This window comes from Sphingomonas sp., from assembly GCF_039594485.1.
In the GTDB taxonomy this organism is placed as follows: domain Bacteria; phylum Pseudomonadota; class Alphaproteobacteria; order Sphingomonadales; family Sphingomonadaceae; genus Sphingomonas.
Genome location: NZ_JBCNNI010000009.1, coordinates 112,118 through 131,819, shown reverse-complemented (window position 1 = coordinate 131,819; position 19,702 = coordinate 112,118). Strand labels below are relative to the sequence as shown.

Genomic DNA, 19,702 nt, shown 5'->3' with positions numbered 1-19,702 from the left:
GGCCGAACCAGGATCGACGTGTGTTGAAAAGCGCTGTTTTCGTTCGGAATGGGACCACCGCAACGGCCCATAACCACAAGTGCCAACGATAACGAAGCACTCGCGATTGCGGCGTAATTGAGGGCCTAACGGCCTGATATTACACCAAGATAGCGCGGTCGGACCCCACCGGGCAACAGAAGGGGAATCCAGCGGTACGGGGAGCACCGGGCAACAGAAGCTCCCCACTTCACTGAATTTGTGCTGGATTTGGCCCAGGGCACGGCGTCCTGTTGGCTGCGGCCGCTCTCCCGCCACGGTCGAGGAGGGTTTTCGTCCTTTCTCGTCGCCGGGGGTGGAAGACTATTTCCAGGGTCTGAAAGCGAGGCCTATCCCTCTCGCGCCAACGCCTTCAGCTTGTACAGCGCATCCAGCGCCTCGCGCGGCGAGAGCGCGTCGACGTCGATCTTTTCCACCTCGGCCCGAATCGCATCGCACTGCTCTTCCTCGGCCTGCGCGGCGGCGGCGAAGAGGGGCAGGTCGTCCAGCCCCGCCGCCAGCCCGCCGGTCTTGGCGCGTCCCGCCTCCAGCTTGGCGAGCACGGCTTTCGCGCGGGCGACGGTCGTGGGCGGCATCCCCGCCAGCCGTGCCACCGCCAGGCCATAGGAGCGATCCGCCGGGCCCTCCGACACCTCATGGAGCAGGACAAGCTCCCCCTTCCACTCGCGCGCGCGGACATGGTGGAGCGACAAGGCCTCGCACCGCTCCGCCAGCCGGGTCAGTTCGTGATAATGGGTCGCGAACAGGCAGCGACAGCGATTATCCTCATGGATCGCCTCCACCACCGCCCAGGCGATGGCCAAGCCGTCATAGGTCGAGGTGCCGCGCCCGACCTCGTCGAGGATGACGAAACTGCGCGGCGTGGCCTGTGCCAGGATCGCGGCGGTCTCGACCATCTCGACCATGAAGGTCGAACGCCCGCGCGCCAGATTGTCCGATGCCCCGACGCGGCTGAACAGCCGGTCGACCAGCCCGATCCTGGCATGGGTGGCGGGGACATAGGAGCCGGCCTGCGCCAGCACCGCAATCAGCGCGTTCTGGCGCAGGAAGGTCGACTTGCCGCCCATATTGGGGCCCGTAACCAGCCAGAGCCGCGAAGCCTCCGACAGGGAACAGTCATTGGCGACGAACCGCTCGCCCGAGCGCGCGACCGCCGCCTCGACAACCGGATGGCGTCCGCCCGTCACCTCGAAACAGGCATGGTCGACCAGTTCGGGGCGGACCCAGCCGCCCTCGACCGCGCGTTCGGCCAGCCCGCTCGCCACGTCGAGTCGGGCGAGCGAATCCGCCGTCGCGGCGATGGTTTCGCGTGACGCCAGCGCGGCGGCGGTCAGCTCCTCCAGATGCGCAGCCTCGGCGGCAAGGGCATGGGCACCGGCCTGCGCCACCTTGCTGGCGACCTCGTGCAGTTCGGGGGTGTTGAAGCGGACCACGCCAGCCAGCGTCTGGCGATGGGTGAAGCCCGAATCCGGCTTCATCAGCGCATCGGCCGAGCGGGCGGGCACCTCGACATGATAGCCGAGCACGCCGTTATGCCGGATCTTGAGCGCGGTGATGCCGGTCTTCTGCCGGAATTCGGCCTCCAGCGCTGCGATGGCGCGGCGTCCGCCCGCGCCGGCATCGCGCAGGTCGTCGAGCGCGACGTCATAGCCCGCCGCGATATAGCCGCCTTCGCTCGCCTCGATCGGGGGCGAGGGGACCAGGGCGCGGCGGAACAGGTCGATCAGTTCGCCATGGCCGCGCAGCCGCGGCGTCGTCTCGCGGAGCAGGGGAGGGCCATCGGTCAGTTGCTCGGACAGCGCCCAGGCGCCGTCGAGCCCGTCGCGCAACTGCCCAAGATCGCGGGGAGAACCCCGCCCCGCCGCGATCCGCCCGATCGCGCGGCCGATATCGGGCAGCGCGCGCAAGGCCGCGCGCAGCCGCTCGCGCAAGGCGGCATCGTCATGGAAATGCTGCACGAGGTCGAGCCGCGCCTCGATGGCATCCCGGTCCATCATCGGTGCGCCGATATCGCCCGCCAGCGCGCGCGCGCCCGCGCCCGTCACCGTGCGATCCACGGCATCGAGCAGCGAGCCCTTGCGCTGGCCGCTGGCGGTCTGGGTCAGTTCCAGGCTCTCGCGGGTCGCGGCGTCGATCGCCATGGCTCCGGCCGCCTGCATCAATACGGGCGGGCGCAGGAAGGGCAGCGCGCCCTTGGCGGTATGGTCGAGATAGGCGACCAGCCCGCCCGCCGCCGACAGACCAGCCCGGCTGAACTGCCCGAACCCGTCCAGCGTCGCGACGCCATAGAGCCGCTTCAGCCGATCCTCGCCGCTGCCGCTGTCGAAGGTCGGGGAGGGGCGCAGCGTCGTCGCGGCATCGCCGTGCGCGGCATTCTCGGCGGCCACCACTTCGGCGGCGGCGAGGCGGGCGAGTTCGGCCCCCAACGCATCCGCCTTCACGTCGATCACCACGAACCGTCCGGTCGAGATATCGGCGGCGGCCAGCGCCACCGCGCCGCCCGCCTCGCCGATCGCGACGCACCAATTGTCGCACCTGGCGTCCAGCAGCGCTTCCTCGGTCAGCGTGCCCGCCGTGACGACGCGCACGATCCCGCGCGCGACCAGCGCCTTGGACCCGCCCCGCGCCTTGGCCTCGGCGGGGGTTTCGGTCTGCTCGGCGATGGCGACGCGGTGCCCGGCCTTGATCAGGCGTTGCAGATAGGCGGTCGCGGCATGGACCGGCACGCCGCACATCGGAATCTTCTCGCCGCCATGCTCCCCGCGTGAGGTCAGCGCGATGTCGAGCACGGCGGACGCGATCCGCGCATCGTCGAAGAACAGCTCGAAGAAATCGCCCATGCGATAGAAGAGCAGGCAATCCTCGGCCTCGGCCTTCAGCGTCAGATATTGCGCCATCATCGGGGTCGGGGTGGTCATCGAGGCGTCTGTTCCAGGGTCAAGGCGGCGGGATCGAAGGCGTCAGGCCGATCGCGGCGACCCGACAGGGGGGTGGATGTGGGGCTATAGCGGGGCGGCCAGGGGCTGGCGAGGGGGGCCGGTCCGGGCCATCATTTCCCGTCGTCTATGGTGCAGTGCGGCATTGCAAGCGACTGCAACGGCTTAACTTCTCGGTTCGGGAAACACGGTGTTTCCGGCTGTAAAAGTGGCGTGTGACAGGGTTGTCAGCCGGGGCCGAAAGTTTCAAGAGCCATAGCGACCTCAGTTTTCACAGCATCGAAGGCCGCGCGCATGACCGACGAACCTACCGACCAGTTCTCCGAGCGCGAGGCCCTGCTGTTCCATTCCGAGGGGCGGCCGGGCAAGATCGAGATCATCGCGTCCAAGCCGATGGCGACTCAACGCGACCTGGCGCTGGCCTATTCGCCGGGCGTCGCGGTGCCGGTGAGGGCGATCGCCGAAGACCCGGCCACCGCCTATGACTATACCGCCAAGGGCAATCTGGTGGCGGTCATCTCCAACGGCACCGCGATCCTGGGTCTCGGCAATCTCGGCGCGCTGGCGTCCAAGCCGGTGATGGAGGGCAAGGCGGTGCTCTTCAAGCGCTTCGCCGATGTCGACTCGATCGATATCGAGCTGAAGACCGAGGATGTGGACCGCTTCGTCGATGCGGTCGAACTGATGGAGCCGAGCTTCGGCGGCATCAACCTGGAAGACATCAAGGCGCCCGAATGCTTCATCATCGAGCAGACCCTGCGCGAGCGGATGAACATCCCGGTCTTTCATGATGACCAGCACGGCACCGCGATCATCTGCGCGGCGGGGCTGATCAACGCCTGTCTGCTGACCGAGCGGCGGCTGGATGAGATCAAGGTCGTCGTCAACGGCGCGGGCGCGGCGGCGATCGCCTGTACCGAGTTGATGAAGGCAATGGGCGTCCGGCACGAGAACGTCATCATGTGCGACCGGACGGGCGTGATCTATCAGGGCCGCGAGGACATCAACCAGTGGCAGTCGGCGCATGCCGCCGTCACCGACCGCCGCACCCTGACCGAGGCCTTGTCGGGTGCGGACGTGTTCCTGGGGCTTTCGGCGGCGGGCGCGCTGAAGCCCGAGATGGTCAAGGACATGGCGCCCTCCCCGATCATCTTCGCCATGGCGAACCCGGAACCGGAAATCCGCCCCGAACTGGCCAAGGCCGCGCGCCCTGACGCGATCGTCGCGACCGGCCGTTCGGACTATCCGAACCAGGTCAACAACGTCATCGGCTTCCCCTTCATCTTCCGCGGTGCGCTCGACGTGCGCGCGACCGGCATCAATGACGAGATGAAGATCGCCGCCGCCAATGCGATCGCCGAACTGGCGCGCCAGCGCGTGCCCGAGGAAGTCGCACTGGCTTACGGCACGCAGCATAGCTTCGGCCCCGAATATATCATCCCCGCGCCGTTCGATCCGCGCCTGATGGAACTGGTCCCCTCGGCGGTGGCAAAGGCCGCGATGGACTCGGGCGTGGCGACGCGGCCGATCCTCGACATGGATGCCTATCGCCAGACGCTGCGCGCGCGCCTCAACCCGACCACCTCGGTCCTGACGCTGGCCTATGAGGGCGCAAAGGCGCATCCGAAGCGCGTGCTGTTCGCGGAAGGCGAAGAGGAAGTCGTGTTGCGCGCCGCCATCGCGTTCAAGGAGGGCGGCTATGGCATCCCGGTGCTGGTCGGACGCGACGACGTCTATGATCGTCTGGCCGCGCTGGGCGTCACCAACCCCAAGGAATATGAAGTCCATAACAGCCGCACCTCGGAGATGGTGCCGCAGATGGTCGAATTCCTGTACGAGCGGCTCCAGCGGCGCGGCTATCTGAAGCGCGATGCCGAGCGGCTGATCAATCAGGATCGCAACATCTTCGGCTCGGTCATGCTGCAACTGGGCATGGCGGATGTGATGATCACCGGCATCACCCGCACCTATGCGCAGAGCTTCCGCGAGATCCGCCGTGTCATCGATCCGGTCGACGGCAAGGTGCCGTTCGGCATCCATCTGCTGGTCGGGCAGAGCCACACCGTCTTCATCGCCGACACCACGGTCAATGAGCGTCCGTCCGCCGAGGAACTGGCCGATATCGCCGAGCGCACGGCCGCGGTCGCGCGCCGCATGGGGCATGAGCCGCGTGTGGCGTTCCTGTCCTATTCGACCTTCGGCAATCCCGAAGGCCAGTGGATCGACAATATCCGCGACGGCGTGGCGGTGCTCGACACGCGGCAGGTCGGTTTCGAATATGAAGGCGACATGGCCCCCGACGTCGCGCTGAACCCCAAGCAGATGGCGAACTTCCCCTTCTCGCGCCTGTCGGGTCCGGCGAACGTGCTCATCATGCCGGGGCTGCAATCGGCCAATATCTCGGCCAAGCTGCTGCGCGAACTGGGCGGCGACAGCATGATCGGCCCGATGCTGATCGGCATGGAAAAGCCGGTGCAGATCGCGCCGATGACCTCGACGGCGGGTGACCTCGTCACGCTGGCGGTGCTGGCGGCAGGCGGCATCGCGCGCTGATCCTCTCCGGTCGGTAGCAGTGGGCTGGGCAATGCGGGTTGCCCAGCCCTTTTTTTGCGCCTTCCCGGTCCGGGGGATCACGTGACGGCAAAGCCACATCGGCATGCTGTCACATTCCGGTCATTACGCTGTCGCTACGGTGTCATGGCGCGGCCCCATGCGCCCACCCCGTTGAGGTAACACGCCATTTGGGGGCCAAGTTCATGGTGAAATTTTTGATCGGTGTCGCGCCGCTCGCGCTGATCGTATCGGGCGCATCGGCCCAGACGCTGCCCGTGCAGGCCGCCGTCACCGGCACCGCCGCCGATCCGGTCGCTGCCGACCCGACCACTTCGACCGATGGCGAACAGGCCAATGTCCCGGCCGATGTCGTCGTGCTCGGCTTTGGCCAGAGCCGCCAGGTGCAGACGATCACCGCCGCCGATCTCGACCGGCTGACGCCGGGCACCTCGCCGCTCAAGGCGATCTCCAAGCTGCCCGGCGTCAATTTCCAGTCGGCCGATCCGTTCGGCGCCTATGAATGGTCGACCAAGATCTCCTTGCGCGGATTCGACCAGAACCGTCTGGGCTTCACGCTCGACGGCGTGCCGCTGGGCGACATGAGCTATGGCCCGACCAACGGCCTGCACATCAGCCGCGCGATCATCTCCGAGAATATCGCCTCGACCAGCGTGGCGCAGGGCGCGGGTGCGCTGGGCACCGCCTCGACCAGCAATCTGGGCGGCACCATCCAGTTCACCAGCCGCGCGCCGTCCGACACGGCCGCGCTGGCCGCCTCGGGCACCTATGGCAGCAACGATACCGTCCGCGCCTTCGTCCGTGCCGACAGCGGCGACCTGGGCGGCGGGCTCAAGGGCTATCTGAGCTATGCCTATCTCACCACTGACAAGTGGAAGGGCGAGGGCGTCCAGCGCCAGCATCAGGTGAACGCCAAGGTCGTGAAGGAGATCGGCACGCGCGGTTCGATCACCGGCTTCTTCAACTTCTCGGACCGGCGCGAGAATGACTATCAGGACCTGAGCCTCGATATCATCAAGCGTCGCGGCTATTATAACGACAATATCAGCAACAATTATCCGCTGGCGATCCTCTATGCCAAGCAGGCGACCAACGGCGCTGCGGCCGCAGCCTATGCGGCGGCCAATAACGGTTCGCTGACCGGCTTCACCGCGCCTTATGCGGGCGTCGCCAATGGCCTGCCGAGCGGGATCACGCTGGACGACGGCTATTATGACGCAGCCGGTCTGCGTCGCGATTATCTGGGTGGGATCACCTTCGACGCCAAGCTGACCGACAATCTGTCCCTCACCTCGACCAGCTATTACCACCATAACAAGGGGCAGGGGTCGTGGATCACGCCTTACAGCCCAACCGCCCTGGGCGCGCCCAATGCCGATGGGACGCCGATCACCAATCCGGCGCCGCTGTCGTTCCGCACAACCGAATACAGCCTCGACCGCGCGGGCACGATCGCCAAGCTGGCGCTGACCACCGGCGCGAACATGCTGGCGCTGACCGGCTGGTATGAGAGCAACACGCTGCACCAGGCGCGTCGCCTCTATGGCATGACCGACACGGCGACGCCCAATCGCAACGCGCTGGATTTCCAGAGCAATCCGATGGCGACCGTCTGGAACGGCAAGTACGACACCGAGACGCTGCAATATTCGGTCGGCGACACGCTCGACATCGGCCGGTTGACCATCAATGGCGGCTGGAAGGGCGTGCGCGTGCGCAACCAGGCCAATGTGCTGGCGGGCACGCTGGCGCGCGGCCGGATCAAGAGCGAGGACTGGTTCCTGCCGCAGATCGGCGCGGTGCTGCATCTGGGCAACCAGGCGGAGGTCTTCGCCAGCTATACCGAGAATATGCGCGCCTTCATCGCCGCCGCGACCGCGCCGCCCTTCTCGATCAGCCAGGCGGCGTTCAACGCGGTCGCGAACAGCGTGCGGCCCGAAAAGTCGAAGACGGCCGAAGGCGGCCTCCGCTACCGCACCGGCGGGCTGCAACTGTCGGCGGTCGGCTATTATATCGACTTCTCCGACCGTCTGCTGACCTATTCGATCGGCACCGCGATCCAGGGCATTCCGCCGACGCTGAACAATGTCGGTGGCGTGGAAAGCTATGGCGCGGAGGTTTCGGCCTTTTACCGCCTGACCTCGGCCTTCTCGGCGCTGGCCAGCTATTCCTACAACCATGCCACCTATCAGCAGACGGTGCGCGACGGTTCGGGCAATCTGCTCGCGGAAAAGGGGCGCTACGTCGTCGACACGCCGCAGAACATGGTCAAGGGCGAGCTGGTCTATGACGATAGCCGGTTCTTCGGTCGGGTCGGCGCCGATTATATGTCGAAGCGCTACTTCACCTATCTGAACGATCAGTCGGTCGACGGGCGCGTGCTGGTCGATGCCAGCATCGGCTATCGCTTCCCGCAGGAATGGGGCGGCTTCTCGATCGAGGGCAGCGTGACCAACCTGACCGACAAGCGCTATATCTCGACCATCGGGACCAACGGCTTCACCGCCAGCGGCGACAACCAGACGCTGCTCGCGGGTGCGCCGCGCCAGTGGTTCGTGACGTTGAAGAAGGGGTTCTGAGCCGTCGGAAGGGGCGGGCGGCTGCGGCCGTCCGCCTCTTCACACCGCCCAGGCGGCGATATCCGGCTGCTCGCCGATCAGCGCCAGGCCGTGCGCGATCGAGGTGAGTTCGCCGCCGGTCGCGATCTTCCCGCTCCCGAACCATGCGTCGAACATCCGCCGGATCGCGGGCATCAGCGAGGTGCCGCCGGTCAGGAAGACCTGATCGATCGCGTCGGCCTCCGTTCCGGCCGCGCCCAGCGCACGGTCGACCGCCTGCTCGATCCGGGCGAGATCGGGGGCGATCCAGCCCTCGAAATCCTTGCGCGACACATCCGCCTCGATCGACAGGCCGCCGCCCTCGAACCGGAACCGCGCCTCCTCCGCCGCCGACAGGTCGCGCTTGACCCGGCCGACCGCGTCGTAGAGCCGATATCCCTGTTCCTCCTCGATGATCGCGATCATCCGCCCGATCGCCTCCGGGTCGAGCGCGGCGCGGCGCAGCTTCTCCAGTTCGGCCAGCGTCTTGCGATTGCGCATCAGGGCAAGGCGCGACCAGTCGCCGAAATCGGCGAAATAGCCCCGTGGAATCTCCAGCACCTTGTCGAACGAGCGATAGGTGCCGCCCGCGCCCAGCAGCGGCAGGACGAGATGATCGATCAGCCGTTGGTCGAACCGGTCGCCCGCGATGCCGACACCCGCATGGCCCAGCGGCTCGCAGCGCCGCGCGGCGCCGGGGGCGGCGATGCGGACGACGGAAAAGTCGCTCGTGCCGCCGCCGAAATCGGCAACCAGCACGGTCGCGGGCTCGGTGATCCGCGACGCATAGCTGAACGCCGCGCCGAGCGGTTCATAGACATAATGGATTTCGGCCCCCAGCCGCGCGAACATCGCGTCATAGCGCGTCCGTGCGAGTGCCTCGTCGGGCCGATGCCCGGCATATTCGACCGGCCGCCCGACGATGATCCGCGCCGCCTTGCCATCGAGCACCCCGCCGCTGCGCACCGCCATCCGGTCGAGAAAGACGCGGCCCAGTTCCTCGAAGCGATAGCGTTTGTCGAACACGGTCGCGTGCTCGAACACGGGCGAGGCGGCGACCGACTTGAACGACTGGATGAAGCGGCTGCCGCCCGGAAAATCGAGATATTCGGCGATGGCCCAGGGCCCCGCCTCGACCGCGATCCCGTCATCCTCCCAGAAGCACAGCGCGGAGCGGAAGACGGGATCGCTTTCCCTGGGGCCTTGCAGCGGGACGAGATGCGACTCGCCCTTGTCGGCGCGGGCGACGACCGAATTGGTCGTGCCGAAGTCGATGCCAAGGACGATGTGCGGGGTATCGGTCATGCCGCGTCCGCTACACCAACTGCGCCGGTGAGGGAGAATTTTGTTCGAGCGGAGATGGCGGCGGGTGGGATGGTCCAGCCTGTTCCTAAGAGCCGAATACCGTGATTCACGCCAAGTCGCGAAGGCGCAAAGATGTACCTGTTCGGGGATGCGCCTTCGCGACTTTGCGGCTTTGCGGCTTTGCGGCTTCATGTGAACCGATTATCGAGGCACGGATCCTGAAGGCGTCAAATCCGGCCACCGCTCCAGCATCGCCGCGGTCACGCCATTGGTCCAGCCAAAGCCGTCCTGCGTCGGATATTCCCCGCCGCCGCCGGGCCGTCGTTCCTCGACATCATATTTCTCCAGCAGCTTGCCCGTCTCGGCATAGGTGCGCGCGACGGTCGCGATCCAGCGGCGGGCGATGTCCTTGGCGAACGCCTGTTCGCCGTAGCGGCCGAGCCCCTCGACCGCGACCCATTGCAGAGGGGCCCAACCATTGGGCGCATCCCATTGCTGGCCGGTGCGGATGCCGGTGGTGCGCAGGCCGCCTTCGCCGATCAGGGTCGCGCGGGTCGTCGCGGCGACCGCCCTGGCCTGGTCCGGGCTGGCATGGCCGACGAAGAGCGGGAAGAGCGATGCGGCGGTCCGTGCGGACGTGGGGCGTCCGGCGATCCGGTCCCAATCGGCGAAGCGCTGCTCCCCCGGCACCCAGAGATAGCGGTCGATCGCCGCCTTGCGTCGCGTCGCGAGCTGCCGGAAGCGCTGCGCCACGTCGCTTCGCCCGGCCGCCTGCGCCCGTTCGGCGATGCGGGTTTCGCTGAACCACAACAGGCTGTTGAGATCGATGGGCACGATATCGGTGGTATGGATCGTCTCCAGCCGCATGGGATCGCCCAGCCAGCGCGAACTGAAGTCCCAGCCCGACTCCGCCGCGGCGCGCAGGTCGCGCTGGACGACGCCGGCGGCGCGCGGCCGAGCCTTCCGCGCGGTGTCCCGATCCTCGCGCCAGCTTTCGTCGCGGGGCGTGTCGCGCGCATCCCAATAGCGGTTGAGCAGGCTTCCGTCGGGCATTCGCACGACATGCTCGCAGGCATCGGCCCCAGCGGGACAGCGGCCGCCGCCCATCCAATAGTCATGCTCGCGGAGCAGCGCGTCGAGCCGCCGCCCGGCCAGCGCCGGATCGCGGTCGTCCGACAGGTCCATCATCAGCGCCAGGAAAGGCGGCTGCGACCGGCTGAGATAATAGCTGCGCGTGCCGTTGGGGACATGGCCGTAACGCTCGACCAGATCGACGAAATCGGCGAGCATCGCCTCGATCAGCGGGCCTTGGCCATCGGCCTTCAGCCCAAGCATCGTGAAATAGCTGTCCCAGTAATAAATCTCCTGGAACCGGTCGCCGGGCACGACATAGCCATGGTCGAGCCCCAGCGCCGACGATCCCGGCATCGGGGCGAAGGGCGCGCGGCCCAGGACCGGCCAGAGTTCCCGGATGCGTGCGCGCAGCGGCGGCCTGGCCTGATTGTCGCCACGCACCGAGAAATGGCGCAGCACGAAGGCGGTCAGCGCGACCTTCCCTTGCGGCTTTTCGCGGGCATAGGCGGCGAGGATCGCCTTCGGATCCTCGCGCGGGACGGCATCGGCGAAGGTCTTGCCGTCGGGGAACACCTGCGCCTCCTGCACCGCGCCGAACAGCGGGCCATAGATGTCGGCGGGCGATGGCGGTGCATATTGCGCGGGTGCCTGTGCCTGGAGCAGCAGCGCCAGCGCGGGCAGCAGAAGCAACGGGCGGAACCGGGTGGCGATCATCATCCTCTCCTGTCTATTCCTGTCCGGCGGCGCGGGGCAGCACCACGCATGCAGCCAGACCACCGCCCGGCGCTTCGTGCAAGATCAGTTCGCCGCCGTGCAGCTCGGCCAGTTCGCGCGCGATCGCCAGGCCGAAGCCGTGCCCGTCGCCCCGCTCGTCCAGCCGCGCCCCCGCCTGAGTCGCGCGGATACGATCGGCCTCGGGGATGCCGGGGCCGTCATCGGTGACGCTCAGCCGGACCTGTCGACCCTCGGCCGCCGCCGCGATCGTCACCCGCGACCGAGCATGGCGCGCGGCATTGTCGACCAGATTGCCCGCGACCTCATCAAGGTCATGCGCGTCCATCGCGACGCTCACATCCGCTGGTATATCGGTGGTGATGACGACGGCCCGGTCGGCATGGATACGCCCGATCGCATGGGCGAGATCGTCCATCGCGGGGCGGAGCGCGGTGGACGACCGGCTCGCACCCAGTTGCACCCGCGCGCGGGCCAGGTGATGGCGGATGGTGGCGTCGATCCGCGCGACCTGTTCGGCGCGTGGCGGATCGCCGGCAAGATCGAGCGCCAGGGTCGCCACCGGGGTCTTGAGCGCATGGGCGAGATTGGCCGCCGAGGCGCGTGCCGCAGCCAGCGCCCGCTCGCTGTCGGCGGTCAGCGCATTCAACTCGGCGGCGAGCGGGCGGAGCTCGGCGGGCTGGTCCTCGTCGACCCGGTTGCGTGCACCGGCGCGGATGGCGGCGACTTCCTCCCGCAACCGGCGCAGGGGGCGCAGGCCGAGGCGCAACTGGATGAGGCTTGCGGTCGCCAGCAACCCACCAAGACCCGCCAGCATGGCGAGCAGGGGCACCAGCGCGGCACGGATCGGCCGCGCCACGACCGCGCGCGGGGCGGCGGCGGTGATCGTCACCATGCCGCGGGACGATGGGATCGTGATCTGGCGGGCATGGACGCGCACCCCCTGTTCGGTGCGGCCATCGGCCGGATGGGGTTGATCGACGGGCCCCGACCCGGGCGAGGGTAGGGCAGGTGACGGGGCAGGAGGGGGCGGGGCAGGAGGGGGCGGGGCAGGAGGGGGCGGGGCGGGGGGCGGACCGCCTTCCGGCCCCGGCGGATGCGGTGCGAGGAGCGGCGGGAAGTCGCCCGATCCGATCACCCCGTCAGGCCCGGCGATCCGCCAGCGCCAACCGGGTTCGGGCTCCAGCACCCCGCGCCGCTCCGCGATGCGCTGGCGGTCGACGGCACCGCGGCTGTCGACCGTCGAGGCGAGGACCGCGATTTCCGAATCGAGCCGCTGGTCCAGGCCGTGCATGACGATACCGCCCAGCGCGCTCGCCAGTCCCCACCCCGCGAGCAGCAGCGCAACCAGAATCGCGACGCCGGAAATCAGGATCATCCTGGCATGGATCGATCGTGGGAATCTCACGCCGCGACTCCGGCGGTCAGACGATAGCCCAGGCCCCGGACCGTCTCGATCAGCTCGGCGCCGATCTTCTTGCGCAGTCGCCCGACGATCACCTCCAGGCTGTTGGAATCGACATCGGCATCGCCTTCATAGACGCGCTCAAGCAGTTCCAGCCGGGGGATCACCGCCTCCTTGCGAAGCATCAGCGCCGACAGGACACGCCATTCAAAGGCGGTGAGCTTGAGGGGAAGGCCGTCCAGCTCGAACTGCCCGGTCTGACTGTCGAAGGACAGGGGGCCGCAGGTCAGGCGCGGCTGGGCATGGCCCGCCGCGCGGCGGACCAGCGCGCGCAGACGCATCACCAGTTCCTCGACGCGGAAGGGCTTGGTCAGATAATCGTCGGCCCCCGCCTTGAACCCCGCCACCTTGTCCGACCAGCCGTCGCGCGCAGTCAGGATCAGCACGGGCAGCGCGCGCCCCGCCTCGCGCCATTGGCGGAGCAGCGTCATCCCGTCGCCATCGGGTAGCCCGAGGTCGAGCACGGCGGCGTCATAGGTCTCGGTATCGCCCGCATGACCCGCATCCACGCCGCTGGCGAACAGGTCGACCGCGCAGTGTTCGGCGCGCAGCGCACGCGCGATGGCAGGACCCAGTGCGGGATCGTCCTCGACCAGCAGAATCCGCATGACGTCTTCGTCTTCCCCTTATGGCTCCGCCGGTCCGGCTATCGTCGCACAGCTTAAACCCAATCTGAACCGCGCGGTTCAGCGGGCATCGGGCCGAATCACCTAAAAGCGGGGCATCAACCAAGGAGATCGAACAATGTCTCGTTTCCATATCCCGACCCCCCGCTTGCAGGGCAAGGCTCCGCTGGCCGCCGCCGCCGCCGTGCTGATCGCGCTGGGCGCTGGCGGAGGGGCCGCCGCCGTCTCGATGACCCGGCCGACGGTGACCATGGCGCCTGCCAATCCGACGCCGATCGCCAAGCTGTCCTCGACCAGCGGCGTCGTCACCGCCAAGGGCCGCGTGGCCGAAGTCTTCGGCGACCGTTTCGTAGTGCAGGACGCCACCGGCCGCGCGATGGTGGCGAGTGCGCGCGATGCGATGCCCTCGGTCGGCAGCAACGTGATGGTGCAGGGTCGTTTCGACGATGGGATCATGCACGCCCAGTATCTGGTCGACCCCAATGGATCGGTCGTGCCGGTCGGCCCGCCGCCCCCGCCCCCTGGCGGTCCGCGTGGTCCCGGTGGACCGGGTGGCCCTCGCGGTGACGGTCCGCCGCCTCCTCCTCCGGGCGGTCCGGGTGGACCCGGTGGTCCAGGCGCGCCGGGTGGTCCGGGCGCGCCCCCGCCGCCGCCGCCGGGTGGTTGCGCCCCGGGTGCGGTGCCCCCGCCTCCGCCGGCCCCGGTGATGAATGGTGCCGCCCCGCAAGGCGCGCCCGTGCCGCCGCCGCCCCCCGTCGGCGCTCCGGCTCCGGCCCCCACCGGCGCGGCCCGCCCGGCGGCCTGATCCGGCCCGTAAAAAGGCGCCCTCCGACTGCGGTCGGGGGGCGTTCCTGCATCCCGGGACAGGGCAGGGCCATGCGAATCCGCCGCCCCGAACGGGAACCTTCGCCACCTTCACCCTTTTGCAGCCCATGCGCTGGCTTCGATCGCTCGACATTCCGGCCGAATGGCTGTGGCTGCAACACGTCCTCATCATATCGGCTGCGGTGCTGATCGCGGTCCTGGTACACAGCATCGCGATGCGCGTGGCGGGTCATGCCGCGCGGCGGACCGCAAGCCAGAGCGACGATCTGGTCCTCGAACATATCCGACAGCCCTTGCGCTGGGTGGCGATCGCCATCGCGGTCAGCTTCGCGATGCGGCTGGTGCCGATGTCGGGCGACGGGCGCGAGATTTGGCGGCAGGTGCTGGGCTTCTCGGTCCCCGCGCTGCTCGGCTGGCTGGCGGTGGCGGGGCTGCGCGCGCTTCAGGGTGTCGTCTATCTGCGCGCCGATATCAGCGTCGAGGATAACCTGCGCGCCCGGCGCAAGCGGACCCGGGCGCAGATTCTGGGGCGGATCGGCATCTTCCTGATCGTGTTCCTGACCGTCTGCCTCATGCTCCTGAGCGTGCCGGGTATCCGCACCATCGGCGTCACCCTGATGGCCTCGGCGGGTATCGCGGGTCTGGTCGTCGGCGCCGCCGCGCAGCCCGCGCTCAAGAACCTGATCGCGGGCGTCCAGATGGCCTTTACCGAGCCGATCCGCCTCGACGACGTGGTCATCATCGATAATGAATGGGGGCGGATCGAACAGATCCACCTGACCTTCGTGGTGGTGCGTATCTGGGACGAACGGCGGCTAGTCGTGCCGGTCGCCAAGTTCCTGGAGAACAGCTTCCAGAACTGGACGCGCGAGACCAGCCAGTTGCTGGGATCGGTCTTCTGGTATCTCGACCCGGCGGCGGACATTCCCCGGTTGCGCGAGAAAATGGGCGAACTGGTCGAGGCGAGCCCCCGCTGGGACCGGCGGTTCTTCAACATGCAGGTCACGGACACCAAATCGGACGCGATCGAGGTGCGCGGCCTGATGACCGCGCGCGATGCCGCGATCGCGTTCGACCTGCGATGCGAAATCCGCGAGGGGCTGCTGGATTATATCCGCCGGGAGATGCCCGAGGCTCTGCCGCGGCGGCGGCTGGAGCATCTGGGGCAGGGCATGGCGGCGCAATAGTCGATTCGACGCATCCCGCAATCCCGCCCCCCCCAGGACGGGCCAAAGAAAAGGGGCCGGCGATCGCTCGCCAGCCCCTTGCTTCCGAACCTTGGAACCGGGTCTTAGTAAACCCGCTTCTTCGGCTTGATATACTCGATATCGTCGGTCAGCGTGTAGTCGTGGACCGGGCGATAGTCGATCGCGACATCCCCGCCCTGGCCGCCCCAGCCGTCGAAGGTCGCGACGGTGTGCTTCATCCAGTTGGAGTCGTCGCGATCGGGGAAATCCTCGTTCACGTGCGCGCCGCGGCTTTCCTTGCGGTTCAGCGCCGACTCCATCGTCACGACCGCCTGGCTGATCAGGTTGTCCAGCTCCAGCGTTTCGACCAGATCGGTGTTCCAGATCAGCGAGCGATCCTTGATGCCGATGTCCTTCATCCGGTCATAGGTGGCGCGGATCATCTGGCGACCTTCGGTCAGCAGTTCGTCGGTGCGGAACACGGCGCAGTGGCGCTGCATCGTCTTCTGCATCTCGCTACGCACCGACGCGGTGGACGAGCCACCCGCGGCGTTGCGGAAGTGATCCAGACGGCTGAGCGCCAGCTCCTCCGAACCGGCGGGCAGCGGCGCGTGCGGCGTGCCGGGCTTCAGCGTGTCCTTGATGCGCAGGCCGGTCGCACGGCCGAACACGACAAGGTCGATCAGCGAGTTGGAGCCGAGGCGGTTCGCGCCGTGCACCGACACGCAGGCCGCTTCGCCGACCGCGAACAGGCCGGGGACGACCGAATCCGGGTTGCCGTCCTTCAGGCGGACGACTTCGCCGTGATAGTTGGTCGGGATGCCGCCCATATTATAGTGGACGGTCGGCGTCACCGGCAGCGGCTGGCGGGTCAGGTCGACACCGGCGAAGATCTTGCCGGTCTCGGTGATGCCGGGCAGGCGCTCGGCTAGGACCTTCGGGTCGATATGGTCGAGATGGAGGTAGATATGATCCCCCTCCTTGCCGACGCCGCGCCCTTCGCGGATCTCCATCGCCATCGACCGCGACACGACGTCGCGGCTGGCCAGGTCCTTGGCCGACGGCGCGTAACGCTCCATGAAGCGCTCGCCCTCGGAGTTGGTGAGGTAGCCGCCTTCACCGCGCGCGCCCTCGGTGATGAGGACGCCCGCACCGTAGATGCCGGTCGGGTGGAACTGCACGAACTCCATGTCCTGGAGCGGGAGGCCCGCACGCAGCACCATGCCGCCGCCGTCACCCGTGCAGGTGTGCGCCGAGGTGGCCGAGAAATAGCAGCGGCCATAGCCGCCGGTCGCCAGCACGACATTGTGCGCGCGGAAACGGTGGATCGACCCGTCTTCCATGCACAGCGCGATCACGCCGCGGCAATTGCCCTGATCGTCCATGATCAGGTCGAGCGCGAAATATTCGATGAAGAAGTCCGCGTCATATTTCAGCGACTGCTGGTACAGCGCGTGCAGCATGGCGTGGCCGGTACGGTCGGCCGCGGCGCAGGTGCGCTGCGCGGGCGGGCCTTCGCCCATATTCTGCATCATGCCGCCGAACGGGCGCTGGTAGATTTTGCCCTCTTCGGTGCGGCTGAACGGCACGCCAGCGTGCTCCAGCTCGTACACGGCGGCGGGCGCCTCGCGGCACAGATACTCGATCGCGTCCTGGTCGCCCAGCCAGTCCGACCCCTTGACGGTGTCGTACATGTGCCAGGTCCAGTGGTCGGGGCCCATATTGCCCAGCGACGCGGCGATGCCGCCCTGCGCGGCGACCGTGTGGCTGCGCGTCGGGAACACCTTGGTGATGCAGGCGGTCTTCAGACCGGCCTCGGCGATGCCCATGGTGGCGCGCAGGCCCGAGCCGCCCGCACCCACGACGACGGCGTCATAGGTATGGTCGATGATCTTGTAGGCGGCAGCGGACATCAGGCAGCGGCTCCGAAGGCGATCTTGAGGATCGAGAAGATGGCGACGGCGGCGGTCGTGAAGACGAACAGGTTCATGACGACGAGCAGCGCGACGCGGTTCTGGTCCTGCTCATAATCCTCGATCACGACCTGCAGGCCGAGGCGCATGTGATAGAAGATCGAGGCGACCAGCAGGACCATCGGGATGGCGGCCCAGGGATTGGACAGCCACAGATGCATCGCGGCATAGTCATAGGACGGCTGGCGCAGGATCGAGATCAGCAGCCATACGACCAGCAGGAAGTTGGACCCGGCGGTCAGGCGCTGGTTCAACCAATGATGGGTGCCCGACTTGGCCGAGCCCAGGCCGCGCACGCGGCCGATCGCGGTTCCGGAACGCATCACTTGATCCCCAGATAGAGCCAGAAGGCGACCGTCATCACGACGGCGAAGATGATGGTGGCTTGCGACTGACGCTTGTTCGACTTCAGCTCGAAGCCCGCACCGACGTCCATGAACAGGTGGCGGATGCCGTTCGCCATATGCTGGAACAGGCAGGCGGTCAGGCCGATGCCCAGGACATAGCCGATGATGTTCAGCCGACCCGAGTCATAGGTGAAGACGTTGCGGAACGTCGCATAGCTGTCCGGGCCGCCGGCAAGGGCGGCCAGGAACCAGACGAGAAGCGCCGCGCCGACGGTCGCCATGCCCGTGCCGGTGACACGATGCAGGATGGAGACCAGCATGTTGGGGCCCCATTTCCAGATCTGGAGATGCGGCGAGAGCGGGCGTGCGGTGTTGCGGGCGGCCAAGGGCGGATCCTCGAACAATCTGAAGTCGGGCTGGTTTGCGGACATGCCTATGATGAAGACGCCGCCAGGATGCAAGTCGTGAGCGCATCGCATCGTGCGCATCCAATGCCATGGCCGGCTCGCAAGCGCCAACGGAGTTGTGGATTCCGGGTGCGGATAACGTCCCCTTAACCCTTGTCGGGCCAATGTCGCGTCCGAACGTTCCGTTGCGTATGGAATGAGGGGAGCCGCGCTTTGAATTCCGATCTGCCATCGCCCACGGTCATCACGGCGAACATCGATCTGGCCGCGCGCATTCTTGCCTTTGACGGCGGCGACGGATCGCTGGTCCAGCGTGCCGCAGAATTATGGTCGGTGATCGAGCCGCGCGCCGACGAGGTGGTCGAAGCCTATTGGCATCACTGGCGGATGACCAATCCGGGCCGCCCGGAATGGACCCCCATGGATCGCGAGCGGCAGATCACCGCCGGGCGCGCCTATCTGCGCAATCGCTTCAGCGATCTGGCCGGGCGCGAATGGGTCGAGTCGCTCGGCCGTGCGATCGCCTCCGCCTATGCCGCGGGCGTGCCGCCGATGGAGGTGCTCGCCATGTCCTGCGCCAGCGACCGCGCGGCGCTGACCGTCGTGCTGGAGGAGCTGGCGCCCGACGATCCCCGCCGGACGGTCGCGGTCGATACGCTGCTGCGCCTGTACGGGATGGAGACGGAATTGACCGTCGCCCTGTTCACGGGCTTCACCGACTGGTCCGCCGAGCGCCAGCGTGAGCGGCTGGCGGGGGACTTCCGCAACGGGATCGCCGCCGTCGTCGAGAATGCGACGGTCGAGGGGCGCGATCTGCGTCGACAGGCGCAGGAGGCCTCCTTTTCGACCCGGGGCATGTTGGGCAAGTCGAGCGAAGTCGCCGCCGCCGCCGAACAGTCGGCGGTCGCGATGCGCGAGGCGGCACAGACTGCCGCCGGCCTCATCCGCGCGATCGAGGACGCCCGGACCGAGGTCGAACAGGCCGCCGATGTCGCCAATCGCGCCGCCGATCAGGCGGGCCAGGCGGTCGGCATGTCGGAGATGCTGTCGGATCACGCCAAGTCGATCGAGTCGATCCTGGGCCTGATCCGCGACATTGCCGGGCAGACCAATCTGCTTGCGCTCAACGCCACGATCGAAGCGGCGCGGGCGGGCGATGCGGGTCGCGGCTTCGCGGTCGTGGCGCAGGAGGTGAAGAGCCTCGCCAGCCAGACTGCCCGCGCGACCGACGATATCGCGACCAAGATCGCCGCGATCCAGGCGGCGACCCGCTGCACGGTTGAGACCAACGCCTCGATCAAGGCGACGGTCAACGAGGTGCAGGTCTCGGCCGAGCGGATCCGCTATGCGATGGAGGCGCAGGCGCAGACGGTGACCGCGATCACCGCGGCGGTCGACGAGACCGCGCTGGCCGCCGACTCGATGTCGCACACCATCGCCGCGATCCGCCAGGATACCGAGCATGTCGCGCAGGAGATCGACCGGGTCGGGCGCGGTTTCGACCATCTCGACACGCGACTGGGCGACCTGAAGACCAGCGCGACGCAGTTCGTCGCGCGAGTCGCGGCCTGACCGGACACTGCCCGGATCCGCGTGCCGGTTGACGCCTTCGCGATCG

General features: G+C 67.7%; 13 protein-coding genes and 1 other RNA gene. 6 read left to right on the top strand and 8 right to left on the bottom strand.

Annotated elements, in window-relative coordinates; translation table 11 throughout:
* Window positions 1-229, top strand: a transfer-messenger RNA (tmRNA) gene (gene ssrA / locus ABDV78_RS06305); the annotation flags it as partial.
* A 139-nt stretch (window positions 230-368) separates the two neighbouring features.
* Here the strand turns inward: ssrA and mutS are convergent.
* A complete protein-coding gene (mutS, locus tag ABDV78_RS06300) occupies window positions 369-2,939 on the bottom strand; it encodes a DNA mismatch repair protein MutS (protein WP_343526488.1) in 2,571 nt (856 codons plus the stop codon).
* A 330-nt stretch (window positions 2,940-3,269) separates the two neighbouring features.
* Here mutS and ABDV78_RS06295 point away from each other — a divergent pair, with 330 nt between their 5' ends.
* On the top strand, window positions 3,270-5,528 hold the full coding sequence (locus ABDV78_RS06295; protein ID WP_343526474.1) for an NADP-dependent malic enzyme: 2,259 nt from the start codon (window positions 3,270-3,272) through the stop codon (window positions 5,526-5,528).
* 203 nt (window positions 5,529-5,731) lie between these two features.
* A complete protein-coding gene (locus ABDV78_RS06290) occupies window positions 5,732-8,125 on the top strand; it encodes a TonB-dependent receptor (protein ID WP_343526472.1) in 2,394 nt (797 codons plus the stop codon).
* A 39-nt stretch (window positions 8,126-8,164) separates the two neighbouring features.
* Here ABDV78_RS06290 and ABDV78_RS06285 read toward each other — a convergent pair whose 3' ends face one another.
* The 4 genes from ABDV78_RS06285 to ABDV78_RS06270 form a co-directional block, all read right to left on the bottom strand.
* Window positions 8,165-9,448 carry an Hsp70 family protein gene (locus tag ABDV78_RS06285; protein ID WP_343526470.1) on the bottom strand — a complete coding sequence of 428 codons (1,284 nt, stop codon included), beginning with the start codon at window positions 9,446-9,448 and terminating at the stop codon, window positions 8,165-8,167.
* A 201-nt stretch (window positions 9,449-9,649) separates the two neighbouring features.
* Window positions 9,650-11,239 (bottom strand): alpha,alpha-trehalase TreF, encoded by a 1,590-nt coding sequence (gene treF / locus ABDV78_RS06280; RefSeq protein ID WP_343526469.1) that lies wholly within the window; start codon window positions 11,237-11,239, stop codon window positions 9,650-9,652.
* A gap of 10 nt (window positions 11,240-11,249) precedes the next feature.
* Window positions 11,250-12,632, bottom strand: a complete 1,383-nt coding sequence (locus ABDV78_RS06275; protein ID WP_343526467.1) for a sensor histidine kinase — start codon at window positions 12,630-12,632, stop codon at window positions 11,250-11,252.
* Window positions 12,633-12,658: 26 nt separating this feature from the next.
* Complete coding sequence (locus ABDV78_RS06270) at window positions 12,659-13,327, bottom strand: response regulator transcription factor (RefSeq protein WP_343526465.1); 669 nt, start codon at window positions 13,325-13,327, stop codon at window positions 12,659-12,661.
* A 136-nt stretch (window positions 13,328-13,463) separates the two neighbouring features.
* Between ABDV78_RS06270 and ABDV78_RS06265 the strand changes: the two genes are divergently transcribed.
* Window positions 13,464-14,150, top strand: a complete 687-nt coding sequence (locus ABDV78_RS06265; protein ID WP_343526464.1) for a hypothetical protein — start codon at window positions 13,464-13,466, stop codon at window positions 14,148-14,150.
* Window positions 14,151-14,277: 127 nt separating this feature from the next.
* Window positions 14,278-15,357, top strand: a complete 1,080-nt coding sequence (locus ABDV78_RS06260) for a mechanosensitive ion channel domain-containing protein (protein ID WP_343526463.1) — start codon at window positions 14,278-14,280, stop codon at window positions 15,355-15,357.
* A gap of 104 nt (window positions 15,358-15,461) precedes the next feature.
* Here the strand turns inward: ABDV78_RS06260 and sdhA are convergent, their stop codons facing one another.
* Genes sdhA through sdhC form a run of 3 tightly spaced genes read right to left on the bottom strand, consistent with a single transcriptional unit; the run spans window position 15,462 to window position 18,063 of the window.
* Window positions 15,462-17,270, bottom strand: a complete 1,809-nt coding sequence (sdhA, locus tag ABDV78_RS06255) for a succinate dehydrogenase flavoprotein subunit (protein ID WP_343526462.1) — start codon at window positions 17,268-17,270, stop codon at window positions 15,462-15,464.
* Window positions 17,270-17,653 carry a succinate dehydrogenase, hydrophobic membrane anchor protein gene (sdhD, locus tag ABDV78_RS06250; protein WP_343526461.1) on the bottom strand — a complete coding sequence of 128 codons (384 nt, stop codon included), beginning with the start codon at window positions 17,651-17,653 and terminating at the stop codon, window positions 17,270-17,272. Before sdhD ends, sdhA begins: the two co-directional genes overlap by 1 nt.
* On the bottom strand, window positions 17,653-18,063 hold the full coding sequence (gene sdhC / locus ABDV78_RS06245) for a succinate dehydrogenase, cytochrome b556 subunit (protein WP_343526460.1): 411 nt from the start codon (window positions 18,061-18,063) through the stop codon (window positions 17,653-17,655). Before sdhC ends, sdhD begins: the two co-directional genes overlap by 1 nt.
* A gap of 234 nt (window positions 18,064-18,297) precedes the next feature.
* Here sdhC and ABDV78_RS06240 point away from each other — a divergent pair, with 234 nt between their 5' ends.
* Window positions 18,298-19,656: a methyl-accepting chemotaxis protein gene (locus tag ABDV78_RS06240; protein WP_343526459.1), complete on the top strand. Its 1,359-nt coding sequence runs from the start codon at window positions 18,298-18,300 to the stop codon at window positions 19,654-19,656.
* Window positions 19,657-19,702: the final 46 nt, after the last annotated feature.

Excerpts from the sequence above, each read along its gene's own strand:
- mutS (WP_343526488.1), bottom strand. The coding sequence starts at position 2,939 with ATGATGGCGCAATATCTGACGCTGAAGGCCGAGGCCGAGGATTGCCTG.
- ABDV78_RS06295 (WP_343526474.1), top strand. The coding sequence starts at position 3,270 with ATGACCGACGAACCTACCGACCAGTTCTCCGAGCGCGAGGCCCTGCTG.
- ABDV78_RS06290 (WP_343526472.1), top strand. The coding sequence starts at position 5,732 with ATGGTGAAATTTTTGATCGGTGTCGCGCCGCTCGCGCTGATCGTATCG.
- ABDV78_RS06285 (WP_343526470.1), bottom strand. The coding sequence starts at position 9,448 with ATGACCGATACCCCGCACATCGTCCTTGGCATCGACTTCGGCACGACC.
- treF (WP_343526469.1), bottom strand. The coding sequence starts at position 11,239 with ATGATGATCGCCACCCGGTTCCGCCCGTTGCTTCTGCTGCCCGCGCTG.
- ABDV78_RS06275 (WP_343526467.1), bottom strand. The coding sequence starts at position 12,632 with ATGATCCTGATTTCCGGCGTCGCGATTCTGGTTGCGCTGCTGCTCGCG.
- ABDV78_RS06270 (WP_343526465.1), bottom strand. The coding sequence starts at position 13,327 with ATGCGGATTCTGCTGGTCGAGGACGATCCCGCACTGGGTCCTGCCATC.
- ABDV78_RS06265 (WP_343526464.1), top strand. The coding sequence starts at position 13,464 with ATGTCTCGTTTCCATATCCCGACCCCCCGCTTGCAGGGCAAGGCTCCG.
- ABDV78_RS06260 (WP_343526463.1), top strand. The coding sequence starts at position 14,278 with ATGCGCTGGCTTCGATCGCTCGACATTCCGGCCGAATGGCTGTGGCTG.
- sdhA (WP_343526462.1), bottom strand. The coding sequence starts at position 17,270 with ATGTCCGCTGCCGCCTACAAGATCATCGACCATACCTATGACGCCGTC.
- sdhD (WP_343526461.1), bottom strand. The coding sequence starts at position 17,653 with ATGCGTTCCGGAACCGCGATCGGCCGCGTGCGCGGCCTGGGCTCGGCC.